17 protein-coding genes are annotated in these 22541 nt (G+C 37.7%); 3 read left to right on the top strand and 14 right to left on the bottom strand.

The features are described from left to right. Window positions 1-56 precede the first annotated feature (56 nt). Window positions 57-2465, top strand: coding sequence for a translation initiation factor IF-2 (infB, locus tag HOY35_RS03730; protein WP_172210697.1), 2409 nt, complete (start codon window positions 57-59; stop codon window positions 2463-2465). Window positions 2466-2492: 27 nt separating this feature from the next. Beyond that, on the top strand, window positions 2493-2843 hold the full coding sequence (rbfA, locus tag HOY35_RS03725) for a 30S ribosome-binding factor RbfA (protein ID WP_172210699.1): 351 nt from the start codon (window positions 2493-2495) through the stop codon (window positions 2841-2843). A 138-nt stretch (window positions 2844-2981) separates the two neighbouring features. Here rbfA and xerS read toward each other — a convergent pair whose 3' ends face one another. The 6 genes from xerS to HOY35_RS03695 form a co-directional block, all read right to left on the bottom strand. Next, on the bottom strand, window positions 2982-4055 hold the full coding sequence (xerS, locus tag HOY35_RS03720) for a tyrosine recombinase XerS (RefSeq protein WP_172210704.1): 1074 nt from the start codon (window positions 4053-4055) through the stop codon (window positions 2982-2984). Between the two features lie 150 nt (window positions 4056-4205). Beyond that, window positions 4206-6854, bottom strand: a complete 2649-nt coding sequence (locus HOY35_RS03715) for a calcium-translocating P-type ATPase, PMCA-type (protein WP_172210712.1) — start codon at window positions 6852-6854, stop codon at window positions 4206-4208. A gap of 214 nt (window positions 6855-7068) precedes the next feature. After that, complete coding sequence (locus HOY35_RS03710) at window positions 7069-7830, bottom strand: ABC transporter ATP-binding protein (protein ID WP_172210721.1); 762 nt, start codon at window positions 7828-7830, stop codon at window positions 7069-7071. After that, window positions 7827-8693 (bottom strand): ABC transporter permease, encoded by an 867-nt coding sequence (locus tag HOY35_RS03705; protein ID WP_172210723.1) that lies wholly within the window; start codon window positions 8691-8693, stop codon window positions 7827-7829. The genes HOY35_RS03710 and HOY35_RS03705 overlap by 4 nt, the downstream gene beginning before the upstream one ends. A gap of 98 nt (window positions 8694-8791) precedes the next feature. Continuing rightward, window positions 8792-9793 (bottom strand): tryptophan ABC transporter substrate-binding protein, encoded by a 1002-nt coding sequence (trpX, locus tag HOY35_RS03700; protein ID WP_172210725.1) that lies wholly within the window; start codon window positions 9791-9793, stop codon window positions 8792-8794. Between the two features lie 25 nt (window positions 9794-9818). Continuing rightward, on the bottom strand, window positions 9819-10292 hold the full coding sequence (locus tag HOY35_RS03695; protein WP_172210727.1) for a hypothetical protein: 474 nt from the start codon (window positions 10290-10292) through the stop codon (window positions 9819-9821). 243 nt (window positions 10293-10535) lie between these two features. Here HOY35_RS03695 and HOY35_RS03690 point away from each other — a divergent pair, with 243 nt between their 5' ends. Further along, entirely contained in the window at window positions 10536-12218 is a 1683-nt protein-coding gene (locus tag HOY35_RS03690) for an NFACT RNA binding domain-containing protein (protein WP_172210729.1), read from the top strand. Window positions 12219-12288: 70 nt separating this feature from the next. Here the strand turns inward: HOY35_RS03690 and HOY35_RS03685 are convergent, their stop codons facing one another. The 8 genes from HOY35_RS03685 to HOY35_RS03650 form a co-directional block, all read right to left on the bottom strand. Then, window positions 12289-13194: a LysR family transcriptional regulator gene (locus HOY35_RS03685; RefSeq protein ID WP_172210731.1), complete on the bottom strand. Its 906-nt coding sequence runs from the start codon at window positions 13192-13194 to the stop codon at window positions 12289-12291. Window positions 13195-13305: 111 nt separating this feature from the next. Then, window positions 13306-14586 carry a dihydroorotase gene (locus tag HOY35_RS03680; protein ID WP_172211019.1) on the bottom strand — a complete coding sequence of 427 codons (1281 nt, stop codon included), beginning with the start codon at window positions 14584-14586 and terminating at the stop codon, window positions 13306-13308. Window positions 14587-14616: 30 nt separating this feature from the next. Continuing rightward, on the bottom strand, window positions 14617-15603 hold the full coding sequence (locus tag HOY35_RS03675; protein ID WP_172210733.1) for an NAD(P)/FAD-dependent oxidoreductase: 987 nt from the start codon (window positions 15601-15603) through the stop codon (window positions 14617-14619). Window positions 15604-15710: 107 nt separating this feature from the next. Beyond that, window positions 15711-16346 carry an orotate phosphoribosyltransferase gene (pyrE, locus tag HOY35_RS03670; RefSeq protein ID WP_172210735.1) on the bottom strand — a complete coding sequence of 212 codons (636 nt, stop codon included), beginning with the start codon at window positions 16344-16346 and terminating at the stop codon, window positions 15711-15713. A 31-nt stretch (window positions 16347-16377) separates the two neighbouring features. Next, window positions 16378-17295, bottom strand: coding sequence for a dihydroorotate dehydrogenase (locus HOY35_RS03665; RefSeq protein ID WP_172210737.1), 918 nt, complete (start codon window positions 17293-17295; stop codon window positions 16378-16380). Beyond that, window positions 17295-18080, bottom strand: a complete 786-nt coding sequence (locus HOY35_RS03660) for a dihydroorotate dehydrogenase electron transfer subunit (protein ID WP_172210739.1) — start codon at window positions 18078-18080, stop codon at window positions 17295-17297. The genes HOY35_RS03665 and HOY35_RS03660 overlap by 1 nt, the downstream gene beginning before the upstream one ends. A gap of 153 nt (window positions 18081-18233) precedes the next feature. Then, window positions 18234-21413 carry a carbamoyl-phosphate synthase large subunit gene (gene carB / locus HOY35_RS03655; RefSeq protein ID WP_172210749.1) on the bottom strand — a complete coding sequence of 1060 codons (3180 nt, stop codon included), beginning with the start codon at window positions 21411-21413 and terminating at the stop codon, window positions 18234-18236. Then, the gene (locus tag HOY35_RS03650) at window positions 21413-22507 is read right to left on the bottom strand and encodes a carbamoyl phosphate synthase small subunit (protein WP_172210751.1); all 1095 of its coding nucleotides are present in this window, start codon (window positions 22505-22507) and stop codon (window positions 21413-21415) included. Before HOY35_RS03650 ends, carB begins: the two co-directional genes overlap by 1 nt. Between the last annotated feature and the right edge of the window lie 34 nt (window positions 22508-22541).

Raw genomic sequence — 22541 nt, 5'->3', positions numbered from 1 at the left:
TTTACCTTCGACAGACAGCTTGGTTTCCAAAATTTACGAAAGTGAAGGTGGAAAATTTGACAAAAATTAGAATCTACGAAATCGCAAAAGAGCTCGATAAAGCGAGTAAAGAAGTGGTTGAAAAAGCGCATCAGCTTGGTATTGATGTGAAGAATCATATGGGTGCTGTTGATTCGGCACAGGCAAGTCAAATCAAAAATAGTTTTAAACCGGCAAAGACGATTGCCAAAAAAGTTGATTCAAACCCCCAAGTCAATCAAAAGAAGACTGTTGAACAACCAAAACATGCACAGAAGACAACAGCAAAATTTGAAGTAAAAAATTCCCAACCTCAGCAGGCTGCTAAAAATCATTCAGGCAATCAGCAGCAAAGGACTGAACAGAAAGCGAATCATTTGAATAAACCACAAAATAATCAAAATCGACAACAAACAAATACTGCCAACAAGCAGAACCAAAATAATCGAAACACCAATAATAATGCTAATCGCAATCAGCAAAGCAATAATAATACGGTTGGTAATAATAACAGCAATAACAATCGTAACAATAATCAAAATCGCAATTCTAATCAAAACCGTAATAATAATCAAAATCGATACCAGCAAGGCAATCAAAATTACAAAGGTAAGCGTGGTAAAAAAGGTAAAAAGAATTTTCAGCCAGCTAGTAATAAGCCTGCAGTGCCAGCACGTAAATTCCACGAATTGCCGAAGGTATTTGTATACTCGGATGGCATGACCGTTGCTGAAATTGCCAAAAAAATCAAGCGTGAGCCTGCTGAAATTGTTAAAAAATTATTTTTAATGGGTATTATGGCAACGCAAAATCAATCGCTTGATGCTGAAACGATTGAATTGCTGGCAATGGATTATGGTATGGAAACTGAGCAAAAGATTGAAGAAGACATTGCTGATATCGAAAAATTCTTTGATGAAATCACAGCTAATTCTGATAATCTTGTAGAAAGACCTCCTGTTGTAACCATTATGGGACACGTTGACCATGGTAAAACAACCTTATTGGATACCTTGCGTAAGTCTCGTGTTGCGAGCGGTGAGGCTGGTGGTATTACACAGCATATTGGTGCCTACCAAATTAAGGTTGCGGGTAAACCGATTACTTTCTTGGATACGCCAGGACATGCTGCCTTTACTTCAATGCGTGCGCGTGGTGCTTCGATTACTGATATTACAGTTTTGGTGGTTGCAGCAGATGATGGTGTAATGCCACAAACGATTGAGGCAATTAATCATGCGAAGGCTGCCAATGTACCTATTATTGTCGCTGTCAACAAGATTGATAAGCCCGGTGCAAACCCACAGCGTGTGATTCAAGAGCTTTCTGAATATGAATTAATTCCTGAAAGCTGGGGCGGGGAGACTATCTTTGTTGAAATTTCGGCAAAATTTGGTCAAAACATTGATGAATTACTTGAAAATATTGTCTTATTAGCGGAGGTTGAAGAGTTAAAGGCTGATCCGACACGAAATGCGATTGGTACAGTAATTGAAGCTAAGCTAGATAAAGGCAAGGGACCTGTTGCGTCACTTTTAGTTCAACAAGGTACTCTGCGTGTTGGTGATCCTATCGTAGTTGGTAATACCTTCGGGCGTGTCCGGACGATGACTAATGATATTGGCCGTCGCGAAAAGAATGCAGGTCCTTCAGCGCCAGTTGAAATTACTGGTTTAAATGATGTCCCTCAAGCAGGTGATCACTTTGCGGTCTTTGAGGATGAAAAATCTGCTCGTGCTGCTGGCGAGGAACGTGCCAAACGTGCGTTAATGGAGCATCGTAAAATTTCAAGCCGTGTATCCTTAGAAAATCTATTTGATACCTTAAAAGACGGTGAAATCAAGGAAGTTAATGTTATTATCAAGGCTGATGTTCAAGGCTCAGCGGAAGCTCTGTCAGCATCACTTCAAAAAATTGAAGTAGAGGGTGTTCGGGTAAAAATTGTCCATTCGGCTGTTGGGGCGATCAATGAATCTGATGTAACCTTGGCTGAAGCAAGTAATGCGATTATCATTGGCTTTAATGTTAGACCAACACCACAGGCTAAGGTACAAGCCGAAGCAGATGAAGTTGATATTCGTCTTCACCGAATTATTTATAAGGTAATTGAAGAAATTGAAACAGCTATGAACGGCTTACTTGATCCTGAATATGAAGAAAAAATCATTGGAGAAGCTATCGTTCGTGAAACCTTTAAGGTTTCCAAGGTTGGTACAATTGCAGGAATTTATATTACAAGTGGTCGCTTAAAACGTGAAGCAGGTGTTCGTCTAATTCGTGATGGTGTTGTTATTTATGAAGGTAGCTTTACATCCTTGAAACATTTCAAGGACGATGTAAAAGAGCTTAAACTAAATACCGAAGGTGGCGCAATGCTTGAAAACTTTAATGATGTCAAGATTGATGATATTATTGAGGCGTTTGAAATGGTAGAAATTAAGAAATAAAAAAGATTTACTAGATAGAGGTGTAAAATGGCACAATTTCGTGATCGGAAGCTTGCGACCGAATTAATGCGTGAAATTAATGATATCTTGAATAAACGTGTGCGTGATCCACGTACCTCAGGCGTAACAGTAACAGATGTTCGTGTTACTGGTGATTTATCACAGGCTACTGTTTACTATAGTATTCTATCTGATTTAGCAAGTGATGCAGATAAAACACAGGCAGGACTAGACAAAGCTACCGGCTTGATTAAACGAGAGCTAGGCGCACGCTTGAAGGTCTATAAAATACCTGATATTCATTTTGAAAGAGATGAAAGTGTTCAATATGGTAGTAAGATTGATGAAATGCTGAAAAAATTAAATCAGCAGGATTAAAGGCTTAAAAACGAGAGAATTAATCATTTAACTCAAAAATTGATTTGAGTTAAAAGTAGATTAGTCCTCTCGTTTTAATTTTATGTAAAAAAAGTTAATATTTTAGTTTTACATAATTAAAATTATGTAAAAAATAAGTTAAAGCTTATCTAAGGCATTTTTCTGTTCATCGTCGACAATATGCGTATATAAATCAGTCACCTGTGTCGAAGCATGACCTAATTGATGACTAACTAGAACCTGTGAATTGGTCGCTGCATATAAGCGCGTTGCCAATGTATGCCTTAGCTTGTGAGGTGTTACTCTGACCTTAAACTGTTCAGAGTATTTAGCGACCATTTTTTCAATGCTTGAACCGTCCATTCGATTGGCTTGACCTTTGTAGTCGGTTAGAAACAGTGCCGTATCCTTTTTATCTGCATGATAGCGACTCTGCCTTTCGGCTAGATAAGTCTTAAGATGGGGTTCAGCAAAGCCTGCGATATTGACTGTGTCACGCTTGCCACCCTTTCGCGTAATCTCAATACGCATTGTTTTTAAATTTAAATCCTTAATATCAGCATTGACAGCCTCAGAAAGTCGAATACCGCTGGCAAGAAGTAGTGCCACGATTGCTAAATCACGTGCCTTATTTTTATTAAAAAAGGTTGCTGCGCGTACTGAAAGCTTTTTTGGATATTCATTTTCAATGAAAGCTAAAAATTCTGCTGTCTCATCACCCAAAAAGAGTTTTTGCTTGATATTCTCTGCACGATTAGCTAAGGTCTCCTTTTGCTTTTTAGTTGCTACTTTTTTCATGACATTGCGATAGAAGTAGGGCTCACCATGCTCATTTTCAACCTCCTCGGTTAAATACTTGTATAAAGAAGAAAGTGCTGATAAGGTACGGTTAATCGTTGTTTGGCTGATTCCAAATTTATGATCATTTGAATTTAACACTGGTCGTTCGCGTAAATAAAGAACATAAGCCTCCAGATTTTTTTTTGATAGATGCTCTAGCAAAGCTAGCGATATCTCAGAAGTTTTTTCAACCTGATTGGCAATATCTGAATCAATTAACCAGAGGAAAAAACGTTGATATTCCTTTAAATATTCATACAATGTATTCAGGCTATATGGTACCGCGGATTTAGATTGATAATATTCTAGGACAAACCAGGGCATTTCTTTTTTAAGTTGCTCGATGTGATAGAGCAGTCGTTCACGTTTCATTTAATTCACCTCAAATCTATTTTACTATAACGGCTCTTAATTTTCAAGAAAATTATAGTTTTTCGGAAAGATGAATAGAGGATGATTAATAGCGCCTAAAGCAGAAAAACAATCAGCAACACTAAGCTAATGCTGCTAATTGTTTTTATTTTAGATTTCGGTTTCCTTAATTGATTCAGCAGGATTTTTATGGAATTTAATCATTTCATTAACAAAAACTGGCACAATTGATAAAACAATAGCCAATAGCCAATGATTTAAACTAATTCGAACTAAACTAAATAAATCCTGTGTGATTGGAAATAAAGCCACTGCTGTTGTGATAAGAATTGCTAGAACAGCCATTTCAAATAATGATTTATTAGTAGACAAAGGTACTTTAAAGATTGATTTAGAGCTTCTGACATTAAACACATGAAGAATCGACGAATAGGCAAGCACTAGGAAAGCTACTGTTTGACCAACCTCAGGGCTAGCATTAATCCAAGGGCTCATTGAATCAACAAAGGCGCCTAGATAATAAGCAAACAGCGTAACGATGGTGAAAATTAAAGCATTTAAACCAATTGCTTGCCATAAGCCTCGAGCAAAGACCCCTTCATTTTTCGGAATTGGCGGCTCATCCATAATTCCCTTTTCAGCCGGCTCATGTCCCAGCGCAAAGCCGGGTAGCCCATCGGCAACCACATTAACAAATAATAATTGAACGGCGGTAAATGGTGCACCCCAATTGAAAATCATAGCCAATAGCACGATAAAAATTTCTGAAATATTACAGCTAAGTAAGAAATTAATGGCTTTTCTGATATTACGATAAACCGCACGACCCCTAGCAACCGTATCAACAATTGTTGCAAAATTATCATCAGTTAAAACAATATCGGCAGCGCTCTTAGCCACATCTGTACCAGTTATTCCCATTGCACAGCCAACATCACTGGCCTTTAGGGCAGGGGCATCATTGACACCATCACCGGTCATGGCAACAACAGCACCTGTTCTTTGCCATGACTGCACAATTCTAATTTTATCCTCAGGTGTCACTCTCGCATAGACTGAGAGTTTTTTAACCTGCTGATCCAATTCTTGATCGGATAATTTAGCAAGCTCTGCCCCGCTTAATGCCTCGTCTGCATGATTTAAAATTCCGAGTTCTCTAGCAATTGCGCTTGCAGTCACAACATGATCACCAGTAATCATCACTGTTTTAATACCAGCCTTACGTGCTCGCTTAATTGCCCCTTTACTTTCAACTCTTGGTGGATCAATCATACCGATTAAACCAAGCAACCGCAAATCTTTTTCTAAGTTTTCTGATGATAAATCTTCAGGTAAAGCTTCAAAAACACGATAGCCTACCGCAATCACTCGCAATGCTTTTTTTCCAAAGCGATTATTAACAATTGATGCTTGTTCGATATCTCCTGAATGGAACAATGGTAACAGGACATCAAAAGCCCCTTTGGTAACTGACAAATATTTGCCATTCGCTTGATGAACCGTTGTCATCATTTTTCGCGAGGAATCAAAAGGTAATTCAGTCACTCTTGGAAATTGTTCATCTAGCTCAGCTTTTGTATGATAATTTTCCTCAACAGCACGGACAATTGCAATTTCAGTTGGATTACCACTATAAACAGTATCCTTATTTTCGCTATCTACGACCACATTGCTACAAATTGCACCCATTTTGAGTACTTCCATTGCCTCTTCAGTCATACTCTCCTCGGTGTCAACAACCTCATCACCATGTGTCCAAACACGGCGAACAGTCATCTTGTTTTGGGTCAGGGTTCCAGTCTTATCTGAACAAATAACACTGGCTGTACCAAGTGTTTCAACTGCTGGTAATTGACGGATAATCGCATTTCTTTTAGCCATTTGCTGAACACCATGAGCTAAGGTTAGTGTAACAATCACCATTAAGGTTTCCGGAACAGCTGCAACAGCAAGCGAAACCGCTGTCATAAACATTTCTAAGGTTGGCTCGCCCTGTGCTTGACCAATTGCGAAAACGATTGCCGCTGCGACTAAGGCAATCACACTAATTCGTTTCCCTAATTGAGACAATCTAATTTGTAATGGAGTTCGTCCTGGTCGATTATTGGATAATAAATCAGCAATCTTTCCCATCTCGGTTGCCATTCCGGTAGCTGTCACAACCGCTAAGCCACGTCCGTTTGTGATTGTACTGCCCTTGTAAACACGATTCAGCTGGTCACCTAGTCCATCACCAGCCTGAAATTGATAATCGATTGATTTTTCAACTGGCTCACTTTCGCCAGTTAAGGAGGCCTCGTCAGCCTTTAGCTGATTTGACTGCTTAATTAAGCCGTCAGCACTAATTGAAGCGCCTGTTTCCAAGACAAGAATATCACCAGGAACAATCAATTCAGCATCTATTTCAATTGTGCTGCCATCACGAATCACCTTTGCAAGCTGCTTATTCATATCCTGTAGGGCGGCTAAAGATTTTTCAGCATTACCTTCTTGAACAATAGCTAAAACGGAATTGATAATTACGATTGAAATAATTAGAATGCCTTCAAAATAATCACCGTGGTGACTAACAATTGAATTATAGAAAGAAATAATTGCCGCAACAATTAAAATCATCGTGGTAAAGTCGGTTAAACTATGGAAGAATTTCTTAATTATGGAATCTTTTGGGGGCTCGGCAAATTGATTTTTGCCGTACTGTGCTAATCTTGTCTCAGCAGTTTTACTGTCTAATCCACGCTCTAAATTGGTTTCAAGAACCTCCGGCGGAATCTCTGTGCTTCTTATTTTCTCCGTCATCTCACATCTCCTTAGGTAGTAGATTTATTATATTGCTTATATATAAATATAGCATAAATATTTTTCAAAATGTAATATTTTACATAATTTAAATTAAAGATTAACAAAATGTAAATAGCGATAGAAAATTTACATAATTTATTTTATGTAAAAAACCAAACACTTAAATCAAAAGATTTACGCATTTGGTTTTGAAAATTTTAAAGCCAATTTACTATTTAAAATAACTTAATGCCTGATCCAATGTTAGGTTTGATTTTGCTTGCTCGTCCAAATCCTCAATGATTTCACCATTTTTCATTACGAGTAAACGGTTCCCATATTTTAAGGCATCCTCCATATGATGGGTAATCATAAGTGCTGTCAGACCGAACTGTTTTACTAGTTTATCTGTCAGCTGCATTAATGAAACACTTGTTTTGGGATCCAATGCCGCAGTATGCTCATCTAATAATAATAAATCAGGCTGCTTGATTGTAGTCATCAGCAGGCTGAGCGCTTGCCTTTGACCACCTGATAAATCACCAGCAGGATCGTTAAGGTGGCTTTCCAGACCGTTCCCAATTTCTACCGCCAACTTTTGAAACTGTGTTTTAATTTGTTCAGAATTTGAAATTGATAAATGTCTTTTTTCACCACGCTTCGCAGCAATCTGTAAATTTTCAAGGACAGTCATTCTTGGTGCAGTCCCCATTTTAGGATCCTGAAAAACATGACTAATATACCTTGCCCGCTTCTCCTCGGAAAGCTGAGTAATGTTTTGATTTTTTAAAAAGAGCTGACCAGTAGTTGCGGTTAGGCTACCCGAAATTAAATTAAAGAGTGTACTTTTGCCTGCACCATTTCCACCGATGATTGTAATAAAATCTCCAGAATGTACTTTTAAATCAGTTGGTTTAAGTATAATTTTTTCTTCACTAATTCCATTAATAATTTTCTTACTTACCTGATTCAGCTTTACAATTGGCTCAGTCATTTTACACCTCTCGTCAAGAATTTTTTCCGTATTTCTGGAAACATTAAACATAACGCTAGAATAATTGCACTAAACATTTTTAAATAGTTAGAATTCAATCCAGCCTTAATTACTAATAAAATTAAAAGCTGATAAATAATGCTTCCAATTACAATTGTAAGTAGGCGTTCAAACATTGTTACCTCTGCAAAAAATACCTCTGCAATAATAATGGCAGCCAGACCGATTACAATAACACCTACTCCCTTGGTAATATCCGCATAGCCATCATTCTGAGCAATTAATGCACCAGAAAGCGCAATCACTCCATTCGATAAAACGAGTCCTAAAAGCTCCATATGGTCTGTATTAATACCAAATGACTTAGCCATTATTTTATTATCTCCAGTAGCAATATAGCTTTGTCCTAAATCAGTTTTGAAAAACCAAAAAAGTAGTCCAATCACAATTACTAGAGCAATGAGCCCCAAAATAATTGCTTGTAAATTAGGATTATCAATAAAAGCTAAGCTTTCCTGAAGCTTTGGTTGACCAAGCAAGCTTAAATTAGCCCGTCCCATTACAAATAGCATAATTGAATTACAAGCAGTCATCATCAGAATACCAGACAAAAGTGTCGGAATTTTCCCCTTGGTGTAAAGTAAACCAGTAATCAGACCAGCTCCCATTCCCGCTAGAACACCGAATATTGTTGCAATAAATGGACTAAAGCCGTGTGTAATTGCAGTTACCGCAACAGCGCCACCTAAAGGAAAGCTACCCTCAGTTGTCATATCTGGAAAATTTAAAATTCTAAAGGTGGTAAATATACCTAGCCCTAATACTGCCCATAGTAGACCTTGAGCGACAGAAGAAAGTATCATTTGAACTCCTTATTGTTTATCATTTTTCTTAAAAAAAGTAGCCCTTCGACTACTTTTAGTATACCTATTATTTTTACATATTTTATATTATGTAAAAATTAATTATTATAAATTTCTTTTGCTTCTTTTTTTAATTCATCAGGAATTGAGATACCAAGCAGCTCTGCCTGCTTTTCATTGATATAAATATCACCCGTTTTAAATGAATAGACAGGTAAATCTTTAACTGCCTTACCATCTAAAATTTCAGCAGCCATTTCGCCTGTCTTTACACCAAGCTCATACTGGTCGATACCGACCGCAGCTAAGCCGCCTTGCTCAACCATCGTATTGACAGATGGAATAATTGGCGTCTTGCTTTGGTTTGCGACATTAACCACTGTCTGCATTGCCGAGGCAATTGTATTGTCTACTGGAATGTAGATAACGTCAACATCATTGACCATCGAGGATACTGTTGAATTAATTTCATTTGTAGAGGGCACTGCGTAATCCTTTACGGTAAAGCCCTTTTCTATTGCTACTTTTTTTAATTGCTCAATTTCATATTTTGAATTATCCTCACCTGAAGAATACAATGCCCCAATCACCTTAGCATCAGGTAATAGCTTGCTAATTAAGTCAATCTGTCCAGCTGCTGGTGTTTTATCGCTAACCCCAGTTACGTTTCCACCAGGCTTATTTTCATTATCGACTAATTTAGCGCCAACTGGATCAGTGACTGCTCCTAAAACTACGGGTATATCAGAGGTTGCATTTGCTAGGCTTTGAGCTGCCGGTGTTGCAATACCAATTAAAACATCAGATTTCTTATTGATGAGCTCCTCAGACATTGTTTGGAGCTTCGATTGGTCAGCCTGTCCGTTTTGGAAGACAATTTTTAAATTCTCTCCTTCGGTGTAGCCCTTATTTTTAAGGCCTGCTTGAACACCCTTATAAATTTCATCTAATGCCGGATGTGTGACATACTGTAAAACACCGACTGTTTTTTCTTGATTACTGGCTTGATCATTATTTTTAGACTGATTACCCCAAATCGCCATACCTGCAACAATAACAATAATTGCAATAATTACCCAAATAATTTTTTTGTTTTTCATATTGTTGATTACTCCTACTAATTAGTTATTTGTTAATGGATAAAGTATTTATCTGATTTACGAAAGCGGTTAAGTCACTTGGCAGCTGCTGAAAATCCTTGTGCTGACTGACTTCTCCATTTTCAAAGAAAATGATACTCACCTGATTATCAGGCAGCTGATAGCTCTCCTTTAAATTTTTATCAGTATAAAACATTTGATAAAGATAAACCTTTTGTTTTAATGACTTAATTTCATTGGATGCTTGAAAAAAATTTAAAAAATCCTTGCCTGCTGCGCTATTGGGTTTAAGAAAAACAACCATGGCAGCAACCTTATCATCAACCAGCTGATCAACCTGCCGATAATTAATATTTTCGATTTGTTTGCTATTAAAGGTTGAAATTCTAACGCTAGCAGTTTGCTCTGAACGGATATGATTTCTTACTCTTGAAAATGTAAAAGCTGAAATTATTGCAATAAGGATACAAGTACCAATCACCAATTTTTTTCGATTCAAAATATCACCTCATTCTACTAGCCTCTAGTATACCTTAAAAATAATAGAGATTAAAGCCGAAAAGATGCGACAATTGTCAAAAAGAATTATTAATTATTATAAATATTTGATGAATAATACCATAAAATCAAGAAATATATTTAATTTAATTAGGTCATATAAAAGGATTGAAGAAAATAACAACAAGGCTTATGATATAATTATTAGGCTTTTAAAATAATTAACTGGTTACAGGAGGCGAAAATGGCATTCGATGGCGTTTTTTTACACGCAATGACAAAGGAATTAAATCATATTTTAATTGGTGGTAGAGTACAAAAAATCCATCAGCCCTTTGATAATGAACTAGTATTAACAATTCGGAATGAAAGGCAAAATCACCGTTTATTACTTTCAGCACACCCTAGCTTTAGTCGAGTACAGCTAACAACAGAAGCGTTTGAAAACCCAAATCAACCGACTAATTTTGTAATGCTACTCAGAAAATATCTAGCAAATGCTGAAATCATAGCTATTGAACAGTTTGAAAACGATCGCATCTTGAAATTTGATTTTAAGCAAAAAGACGAGATTGGCGATGCAATTAGCCTCCAATTAATCATTGAAATTATGGGAAAGCATTCCAATATTATCTTAATTAACAAAAAGACATGTAAAATCATAGAAGCTATCAAGCATATTGGTATCTCCCAGAATAGTTTTAGAACGCTCCTACCCGGCGCTAGCTACATTGCACCACCAAGCCGAAATCAGTATAATCCTTATACAATTACTGAAGTTAAATTATTTGAATTACTAAAGACGACAGATGAGCTCTCAAGATTATTTTTTCAACAAACCTTTCAAGGCATTGGTAAAGAAACAGCTGAAGAGCTAGTTCACTTAATGGCTTCGGAAGAAAAAATAAAAAAATGGCATGCTTTTTTTAATACAAGCCTTGAGGCATCTTATTACGAAACGCCTGATAAGGTTTATTTTAGCCCGTTTTCATATCAGCAGTTAGAACTTTTAAAAGACTTTAAAAAGACTTTTAAAAGCCTCAGCTTGTTATTAGATTATTATTATCAAGAAAAGGCTAGGAAGGATCGAACACAACAGCTTGCTCATCAGCTAATTAAAAAAATCACCAATGAGCTTGAAAAAAATCGGAAAAAATTAAAAATATTAAAATTTGAAATTGTTGAAACAGAAAATGCTGAGGATTTTAGACAAAAAGGAGAATTGTTAACAACGTACCTCCATGAGATTCCAAAGGGAAGTAACCAGTATAAAGTTTTTAATTATTATACGAATGACTATTTAACCATCCCACTGGCAATAGATAAAACACCAAGTCAAAACGCCCAAAAATATTTTCAAAAATATCAGAAGCTAAAGGCATCAATTAAATACCTTAATGAGCAAATGCATTTAGCTAAGCTTGATATTGAGTATTTAGAATCAATTGAAACATTGTTAGCCAATGCTACACCTGATCAAGTTGCTATTATTCGTGAGGAATTAGTAAGTGTTGGCCTAATTAAAGAAAAGGGTAAACGGCGAAAACAAGAAAAAGCAAAACCAATGAAATTTATTTCCAGTGATGGCGATACAATTTTAGTTGGTAAAAATAACATTCAAAACGATGAATTGAGCTTTAGAAAGGCTAAAAAAACAGATATTTGGTTGCATGCTAAGGATATCCCTGGGAGTCATGTCATTATCCAAGCTCACAATCCATCAGATACAACAATTACCGAAGCTGGTGTAATTGCCGCATATTACTCAAAATTCAGGCAAAGTAATTTAGTACCTGTTGACGTGATTGAGGTCCGAAAATTAAACAAGCCGACAGGTGCAAAACCAGGCTTTGTGACCTATCGTGGTCAAAAAACAATTTTTGTAACACCAGATATTAAATTGATTGAAAGCTTACAAATCCGTTAATAAAGTTTTAGAATATAAAAAAAAGCTTGATATCAAGCTTTTTTTTATATTCTAAATATTGACTCCAGCCTTAAAATTTACCATTTTCAAAATAGTGCTTTAGCAGTGTTACAAAATTTTCAGCAATCTCTGAAAGCTTCTTATTTTTGTGCTTTAACAATACAAGCTCATTCATATCACTATCTTTTAGTGGTACTACCACTATTTGATGTCTAGAATGCTGATCAATTAAGCCACTACCAGAAGCATAGGCATTTGTTCGCTCTAAAATACCATTTAGTGTTGCCCGGTCGGTAGTATAAATGACCTTTTCTTCATCCTCAGTGTCTACTAAATCTTCAGAATAATAAAGATATTGATTAGATTCCTGAGTAAAACGAACCTGTGGTAGTCCTTTTAGGTCATCAATTGAAATTTCTTTGTGATACGCTAGTGGATGATGATTACCCAAGAATACGTGCGTTTGGAAACGCGTAATCACCTCATAATCAAGCTTGCTTTTTTCAATCATCCTTAAAATGCCGGGTGCATTAGTGGCATTCAGGTAAATAATGCCAATCTCACTGCGATAATGCTCTACTTCTTCTAAAATTTTTAAGGTTGTATTTTCAAAGATTCTAAACTCTGAAAAGCTTGGAAACTTAATCATCAAGTCAGTAATAATTGGCGCTAAAAAATCATAGTGCTGTGAAGCTAAAGAAAAATGCGCCTCATCTATTTCTTCTTTTAAATATTTATCCTCTAAGTCCTGAAAATTATTTAAAATAATTTGTGCTTTTTCATAAAACTCAATACCCTCAGCTGTTAAAACCGCACCACGTTTATTTCGATCAAATAATTTTTGACCGATTTCATTTTCTAATTCCTTAATCGCATGGGAAAGACTTGGTTGGGCAATAAAAAGCTTTTTTGCAGCTTCACGGAAGCTGCCATTATTAGCAATCGCCATCACATATTTCATTTGTTGAATATTCAAGTAGACCTCCTTAAAATGCTGAAATTTTGATATCAGTCGCTAGATACTAATGACCTATTAGCTTATAAGCTCAGTGGTGCAGATTAAACGACCTGCTTTAGACTTAAAAAATTACGCAGATTCAATCTTATTTTCGTATACAATTTTGCCCTCGCAAATTGTATATCTAACATTACCAAGTAATTTTTCACCGATAAAAGGGCTGTTCGCCGACTTTGAGGCAAAATGATTACTGACAACGCGTTCTTCTAAGTCAAAAATCACTAAATCTGCCAGACTACCCACCTCTATGCTTCCAGCCTCCTCAAACTGATAAATTTCAGCCGGACGTGTACTCATTTTATGAATCAGCTCAATTAAACTGAGATAACCCGGCTCCACCAAATACTTTAAGCCTAATGATAACGCTGTTTCCAGACCAGTCATACCACTGGGCGCCTTAGTTATTGCTTGATTTTTCTCATCCTGATGGTGTGGCGCATGATCTGTTGCAATCACGTCAATCACACCATTTTTTAAGCCTTCAATAACCTTTTGACGATCTGCTTCAGTTCTTAAGGGTGGGTTTAATTTGGCATTGGTCCCTTTAGTTAGAATTTCAGCTTCAGTTAAAGAAAAGTGCTGTGGTGTTGCTTCGGCAGTGATATTAGCACTCAAGCCCTTACCAAATTGGATGACATCTACTGAATAATGATGACTTAAGTGTTGAAAGTGAATTTTTGCACCTGTTTCTGCTGCTAACAAAACATCTCTTGCCACCATTGAGCTTTCAGAAATACCGGGCGCACCATGGATACCACATTCATGCGCAACAGCGCCCTCATTAATCCCTAGATTATCAATTAGGGAAGGATCTTCCTCATGTAAGCTTAAAACTGTCCCTAGAGCTTCTGCTTGAAGCATTGCCTCTCTAACAAAACCAGCGTTGGTCAAGGGGACGCCATCATCACTAAAGCCAACAGCACCTTGCTTTAGTAAATTAGTCATATCAGTCAAGCTTTCACCGTCAAAGTTTTTAGAGATTGAAGCGACTGAATGAACATGAATGGCTTGTTTTTTGGCTTCATTTAAAACAAATTCGAGTGTTTCACTGTTATCAATTATTGGACTGGTATTCGCCATCATCACGACACGCGTAAAGCCGCCATGAGCTGCTGATAGGCTACCTGTATGAATTGTCTCTTTATGCGTTTGTCCCGGCTCTCTAAAATGAACGTGGATATCAACTAATCCTGGGGCGATAATTAGTCCATCAGCATCAATAATATCCGCTTTAGGAGCAGCTAAATTTTGACCAATTGCAGTTATTTTTTGACCATCAATGAGAATATCGCAAATCTCATCACGATTATTTTTAGGATCAATCACTCGACCATTTTTGATTAGTTGCATCATTTTCCTACTTTCTGCTAATAATAAAATCTATTCACTCGCACTAAAATGCTTTGCGACAATCTTTTCTTCAGGATAAGCGTGCTGTAATGCATTATTAACTGTCATTGGTACATCACCAAAGCCGGTAATGATAAAATCCAATTTACCATCATAATCACAAGCATCTCCCAAAGCGAAGATACCAGAAACCGAGCTCATCATATCTGGATTAACCTTTACTTTTTTACGTTTGGTCAAATCTAGTCCCCACTGATCAATTGGTCCAAGATCAGATAAGAAGCCGTAATTAACGATTAGCTGGTCAAGAGCAATTGTTTCGTGAGCCTTTGACTTAGTATTTTGAATTTCAACCTCATTTAATTGTCCGTCAGTACCAATTAATTGACTGATTTGGTAAGGAGTATACAGCTTGACCGATGAGGCAAATAAACGCTCCAACGAAGACTCATGTGCCCTAAATTTATCACGACGATGGATTAGACTAACTGAGCTTGCAATTTCTTCAAGCATCAATGCCCAGTCAACTGCTGAATTACCGCCACCTAAGATTACAACATTTTGATTGGTTAGCGCTTTTATATCATTAACATAATATCTCAGGCTGCGCCCTTCATAGCTGGTAGAATCAGGTAATTCCAACCTTCTTGGCTCAAACGCCCCTTTACCAATTGCGAGGATTATAGATTTTGAATAGTGCTTCCCCTTATTAGTAACAATCTCAAAGATATTATTTTCCAGCTTATAATAGGCTTCGACTGTCTCATTCAAGCAGACAGCTGGCGCTTTATCATTCATTTGTTCAACTAAATCATTAATAAAATCGCTCGCCTTAATTTTTTTGAAGCCTGGTAAATCATGGATAAATTTTTCTGGATAAAAGGCGGCTACTTGCCCACCAAGAGCACCTAGACTTTCAATTAATTTAACACTTGCTGATCTTAAACGCCCATAATAAGCGGCATAAATACCGACAGGTCCGCCGCCGATTACTGTAATATCATATATTTCATTCATTATTTTCTCCTATAAGTATACCATTTAAAATTTAAAACACTAATGTTAGTTTAGCATGGTTTATTCATAAAAATAAAATAATGAATCTATAATTTTTATAAAATTGCTTAAGCTTGTTGCCAATTTGCTTGGTCAGCCTTGAAGCGTTTAAGTAATTCTAGCTCCTCTGCATCAACATAGCCGCTCTCTTTAGCAATCTCAATTAAGGTAGAGTAATTAGATAAAGTGATAAATGGAACCTCTGCCTTTTCAAAATTTGCTTGCCCCTTTGCTAATTCATAGGTGAAAATAGCTGCAACACCTAAAACCACTGCCCCTTCTCGTTGGGCTGCTTGTGCAGTTGCAATCACGGAGCCACCTGTAGAAATTAAGTCTTCAATAATTACCATTTTTTGACCGGGCTTAATGCGTCCTTCTATTTGATTACCTTTACCGTGATCTTTGGCCTTTGAACGAATATAAACCATTGGTAAATCAAGTAAGTCCGCAACCCAAGCCGCATGCGGCACACCACCTGTAGCTGCGCCTGCAATCACTTCGACATCCGGAAATTCTGCTTTTATCGCTTCAGCAAAACCTTGTGCAATTTGTTTTCTAACTTTTGGATAGCTAATTGTAATTCGGTTATCCGTATAGATTGGGCTTTTAATGCCACTTGCCCATGTAAATGGTGCTTTTGGTGATAAAAAGACCGCCTCAATTTCTAATAAATCTTTGGCAATCGCTTTTGCATAATCAGTCATTTTTTCTCCTTAAATTTTATGATAGCTTTAATTATTTTGCTGCACGAATCTCGTCTCGAAGCGCCTCTAAGGTTAAGACACCGTATTTGTCCATTTCAGCTAATAAATCATTGATAATATTAGGACAGGCAAGTGGTTCAGTAAAATTATAAGTACCGACCGCTACGGCGCTAGCACCTGCTATGAAAAACTCTAAAACATCAGCTGCGCTTGTGATTCCCCCCATTCCAATAATGGGTAGGTCGGAAATTTGGGCAACCTGGTGGATTAATTTAAGCGCAACTGGTTTAATTGCAGGTCCTGATAAGCCACCAGTTACATTTGCTAAAATGGGTTTTCTAGTTTTCAAATCAAAGCGAACACCCATTAAAGTATTTATCATTGAAAACCCATCTGCACCACCCGCTTCAATTGCTTGAGCAATTGGTACAATATCGGTTACATTTGGTGATAATTTAACATAGATTGGCAAGTCGGTTACTGACTTACATGCTGACGTCAGCTCCTTAGCCACCATAGGATCTGTCCCAAATGCTTGTCCACCATGCTTAACATTAGGACATGAAATATTTAATTCAATTGCCTTAATAATGTCTGCTTGTCCAATTTTTTGACAAACCTCAACGTAGTCTTCAACCGATGCACCAGCAACATTGGCAATTACTGGTGTTTCAAACTGCTCTAAAAAGGGTAGCTTTTCTTCTAAAATCACATCGATACCCGGATTTTGCAAGCCAATCGCATTTAGCATACCACTTGGTGTTTCAGCAACTCTTGGTGTTGGATTTCCAAAGCGTGCTTTGGGTGTCGCTGCTTTGATAATAATTGCACCCAGTTGATTCAAATCATAGAATTTTGCATACGCCTCACCAAAGCCAAAGCATCCACTTGCTGGCATCACAGGATTTTTTAAATCTAGACCGGGTAATTTTACAGCTAAGCGATTCATTAAATTACCACCTTTCCTGTTTTAAAAATCGGTCCTTGGTCACAAACCTTGACTGATTTTGTTTGAGTGCTATCACCATCAATATGGCAAACACAGGCATAACAAGCACCAATCCCACAGGCCATTCTTGCTTCCATTGATAAATAAGCTCGGGGATGATTTCTGAAGCGCTCATTAACCATGTGAAGCATACCTGGCGCGCCACATGCGTAGACTGCATCAAAGTGCTGCTCCAATAAGAGCTGTTCTATTACAACACCAGCATGCCCTGCTGTCCCAAAGCTACCATCGTCTGTTGTAACAAATAATGAACCAAGTTCGGCAAACTTATCAAGATGGAACATTACGTTTTGACTGGCAAAGCCTAGCACAGTTGTTAGCTCAGCATCCTTTAATTTTAATGCCTTGGCTAATTGGTACATTGGAGGGGTTCCAATCCCACCACCAATGATTAAAATTTTTTCCTTTGTCCTTACTGCCTCAATATCAAAACCATTCCCCAAAGGACCGATGACATCAATTTCATTTCCAGCTTTTAGTTCAGACAGCTGTTTTGTCCCAGCACCTTCAATCCGATAAATAATTTTACACTGATTGAGCTCAATATTAATTTCATGAAGACTAATTGGTCTACGCAAAAGTAAAGCTGAGCTAGGAATTTTAATATTTAAAAATTGACCCGGCTTTCTCATTTGCTGAACCAGCTTTCCAGTCAGGGTCATTTCAAAAATATTGAATGCAAGCTCAGTTTGAGCTAAAATTGTTAATTTACCTTGTAAATTCATCTTGAACCCCTTTTAAATATTGAATCAATTTATGACAGCTCGCAACTCATTAAAATAGACTTCTAACGGCTCTCATATTATTAAATATAGTTATAGACAAGCCTGATATTAGCTCAGAGCTTGTCTATTAGGTTACTTACTTAAAAAATATAATTAGATTGAAATTGTACTGAAGGATTGACTTTCAAGTACCTTCAAGATTGCATTTGCAGTGTCTAAGGCCGTAAATAAAGGTACACCATGCTCTACCGCTTCACGACGAATGGTGAAGCTATCCTGATTTGTTAAATCACGCTTATTATCCATGGTATTGACAACGGCCTGTATTCTACCAGAACGAATTAAATCAATAATATTCTCATTGGTTTCAGTTACCTTTGAAACGCGTTGAACTCTTAGACCTGCCGCTTCAAAGTATTTTGCGGTACCAGCTGTTGCGAGTAATGAATAGCCAATTGCATCAAAGCGCTTCGCAAGCTCAAGGCTTTCAAGCTTAGTTTCATCGGCCACTGTGAATAAAATTGCGCCAAAGCTTGGTAAATGTAACCCAGAAGCTTCAAAGGCCTTATAAAGTGCTTTTTCTAAGGTAATGTCACTGCCCATTACCTCACCAGTTGATTTCATTTCTGGTCCTAAATATGTATCGACCTTTTGAAGCTTGGTGAATGAAAAGACAGGTGCTTTCACGTGAACTTGATTTGATTCATGGTAAAGGCCATCCTCATAGCCTAATTCCTCTAGCTTAGTTCCTAAGATTGCTTTTGTCGCAACCTGAGCCATTGGGATACCAGTAACCTTGCTTAAAAACGGCACTGTTCTTGAGGCTCTAGGATTAACCTCAATGACATACACTTTATCTTGATGAATTACAAATTGAATATTCATCATCCCTAAGCAGTTTAAGCCGATTGCTAAACGCTTTGTATAGTCCTCAATTGTCTCTTGAATCTCTTTAGATAAGGTCTGTGGTGGATACACTGCCATTGAGTCACCTGAATGGACACCGGCTCTCTCAATATGCTCCATTATGCCGGGAATTAGCACTGTTTTACCATCACAAATGGCGTCTACTTCGCACTCCTTACCAACAAGGTAACGGTCTACTAAAACTGGATGATCTGGCGAAGCCTTAACGGCAGTTCTCATATAGTTTTCTAAGTCGGTCTGATTGCTAACAATTTCCATCGCACGACCACCTAAAACGTATGAAGGTCTTACTAAAACTGGATAACCAATTTGATTGGCAATGGCAACTGCTTCTGCTTCAGAAACCGCTGTATCACCCGGTGGCTGAGGAATATCTAATGCTTTCAATGCTGCTTCAAATAAATCACGACTTTCAGCGCGGTCTAAATCTTCAATTTGAGTACCTAAAATTTTCACACCGGCTTTAGTTAATGGCTCAGCAAGGTTAATTGCAGTTTGTCCACCAAACTGTACGACTACACCAACCGGCTGCTCTAAATCAATAACGTTCAAAACATCCTCAATAGTCAACGGTTCAAAATAGAGCTTATCTGAAATCGAGAAATCAGTTGAAACTGTTTCAGGATTAGAATTCATGATGATTGCTTCGTAACCAGCAGCCTGAATAGCTTTAACAGAATGAACGGTTGCATAGTCAAACTCAACACCCTGACCGATCCGAATTGGTCCAGAGCCCAGCACTAAAACAGAGGGCTTCTCAGTCCGTTGTGATTCCTGTTCAGTTTCATAACTTGAATAGAAATAAGGTGTCGCAGATTCAAACTCGGCTGCACAAGTATCTACCATTTTATAGACAGGTATAATTTGATTTTCAATCCGTAGCTGACGGATTTCGTCAATTGATTTTTGCCAGATTTGAGCGATTTTTTGATCAGCAAAGCCATTGATTTTGGCTTCCTTAAGCTTTGATAAATCACCGATATTTTGTGCCAAGGCAACCTCAATTTCATATAAATGAAACAGCTTATCAAGGAAGAATAAGTCTATTTTAGTCAAATCATGTAATTCATGAATTGAAAACCCACGCTTAATTGCTTCTGTTAGGTAGAATAAACGATCGTCCTGTGCCTTAACCATTTTTTCCACTAATAAATCATCCGTTACTTCTGAAAGCTCAGGCATTTCACTGTGACAAACACCGATTTCTAATGAGCGAACAGCTTTTAGCAGGCTTTCTTCAATATTTCGACCAATTGCCATCACTTCACCAGTTGCCTTCATTTGAGTACCAAGACGACGATCGCCTTTTTCAAATTTATCAAAGGGCCAGCGTGGGATTTTAGCAACAACATAATCAAGTGCTGGCTCAAATTGCGCATAGGTTGAATTAGTAACCGGGTTTTTCATTTCATCCAATGTTAAACCAACAGCAATTTTTGCAGCAAGCTTGGCAATTGGATAGCCAGTGGCTTTAGAAGCCAATGCCGATGAGCGTGATACCCGTGGGTTCACCTCAATAACGTAATAATTGAAGCTATCTGGATCAAGGGCAAGCTGAACATTACAGCCGCCTTCAATTTTTAAGGCACGGATAATTTTTAATGAGGCATCCCGTAGCATTTGGTACTCGTAGTCCGACAAGGTTTGACTTGGCGCAAACACAATTGAATCACCAGTATGGATACCGACAGGATCAAAGTTTTCCATGTTACAAACCACGATTGCGTTGTCGTTTGAATCACGCATCACTTCGTACTCAATTTCTTTAAAGCCAGCAATTGATTTTTCAATTAAACATTGGGTAGCTGGCGATAATTTCAAACCATTTTCTGCAATAATTTTCAATTCTTCTTCATTATCACACATACCACCACCAGTACCACCTAGGGTGAAGGCAGGGCGAACAATCACTGGATAACCGATTGTATCGGCAAAGGCAATCGCTTGCTCTACTGTATTGACTATTTCAGATTCTGGAATTGGTTGATCTAGCTGCTCCATTAATTGCTTGAATAAATCACGGTCCTCGGCTTGATCAATCGCAGACAATTTAGTTCCAAGTAGTTCAATGTTTAATTCATCTAAAATACCAGATTTTGATAAATCAATGGCCATATTTAAGCCTGTTTGACCACCAAGCGTTGGTAAAATAGCATCTGGACGTTCCTTGCGCAAAATACGTGAAACAAATTCAAGCGTAATTGGCTCAATATATACTTGGTCAGCAATTTCCTTATCAGTCATAATGGTTGCTGGATTACTATTTACAAGCACCACCTCATAGCCCTCTTCTTTTAATGCGAGACAGGCCTGTGTACCAGCGTAGTCAAATTCTGCTGCTTGGCCAATAATAATTGGTCCCGAGCCGATAACCATAATTTTATGAATGTCTTTTCTTTTAGGCATTATTCCAACCCCTTCTTCGTCGCTTTAAATGCATCCATCATTTCCATAAATTCGTCAAATAGGTGAGCCGCATCATGCGGTCCAGGTGCTGCATCTGGGTGATATTGAACTGTAAAGGCTGGAAACTTACGATGTCTAACCCCTTCAACCGTACCGTCGTTTACCTCAACGTGTGTAACTAGTAATTTTTTATGATCAATTGATTCTTCATCGACTGCAAAGCCATGATTTTGTGAGGTAAAATCAATTCGTCCAGTTGCAATTTCACGTACTGCATGATTAAAGCCTCGATGGCCGAATTTCATTTTATAAGTTTTGGCGCCATTCGCTAAAGCGAATAATTGATGTCCCAAGCAGATACCGAAAATCGGGAACTTACCCTGAATGCCTCGAATCATTTCAATTGCTTCAGGTACATCTGTTGGATTACCCGGTCCATTGGTCAGCATTACGCCATCTGGATTTAAATCAATGATTTCTTGTGCTGTTGTATGATAAGGCATGACTGTTAAATTACATTCCCTTTTTGAAAGCTCACGCAAAATCGAGTGCTTTAAGCCAAAGTCTATTACCACGACGTTACGACCAACTCCCGGTGATGGATATGGTGTTTTTGTTGAAACCTGTGCAACCTGATTAGTCGGTAAAACAGTAGCTCTTAATTGATCCTGAACATGGGTCACGCTATCAGCACTACTCACAATCGATGCTTTCATTGTACCGTTTGTTCTAATAATTTTTGTTAATTTACGAGTGTCTATCCCTTGAATCCCCGGAATACCCTTGCGGCTTAAAAATTCATCGAGGCTTAATTGATTTCGCCAGTTACTAGAAAGGCGCGCAACCTCATGAACGACAACGCCTTTAGTAGTTGGTGCAATTGATTCATAATCATCACGATTAATACCATAATTACCAATTAATGGATAGGTAAAGGTTAAAATCTGCCCATTGTAGCTTTGGTCAGTAATTGATTCTTGATAGCCAGTCATTCCTGTATTAAATACAATTTCACCAAAAACATCGACATCAGCGCCGAAGCCCTTGCCTTTGAAAATTGTACCATCTTCTAATATTAAGAGTCTTTCGCTCATTTTTCCTCCCATAACAAGTCGCAGTCATACTATA

This window comes from Enterococcus sp. MMGLQ5-1, from assembly GCF_013155265.1.
Classification (GTDB): Bacteria; Bacillota; Bacilli; order Lactobacillales; family Streptococcaceae; genus MMGLQ5-1.
Note: the sequence above shows the minus strand (reverse complement) of the source record. Positions and strands in the feature narration are given on the sequence as shown.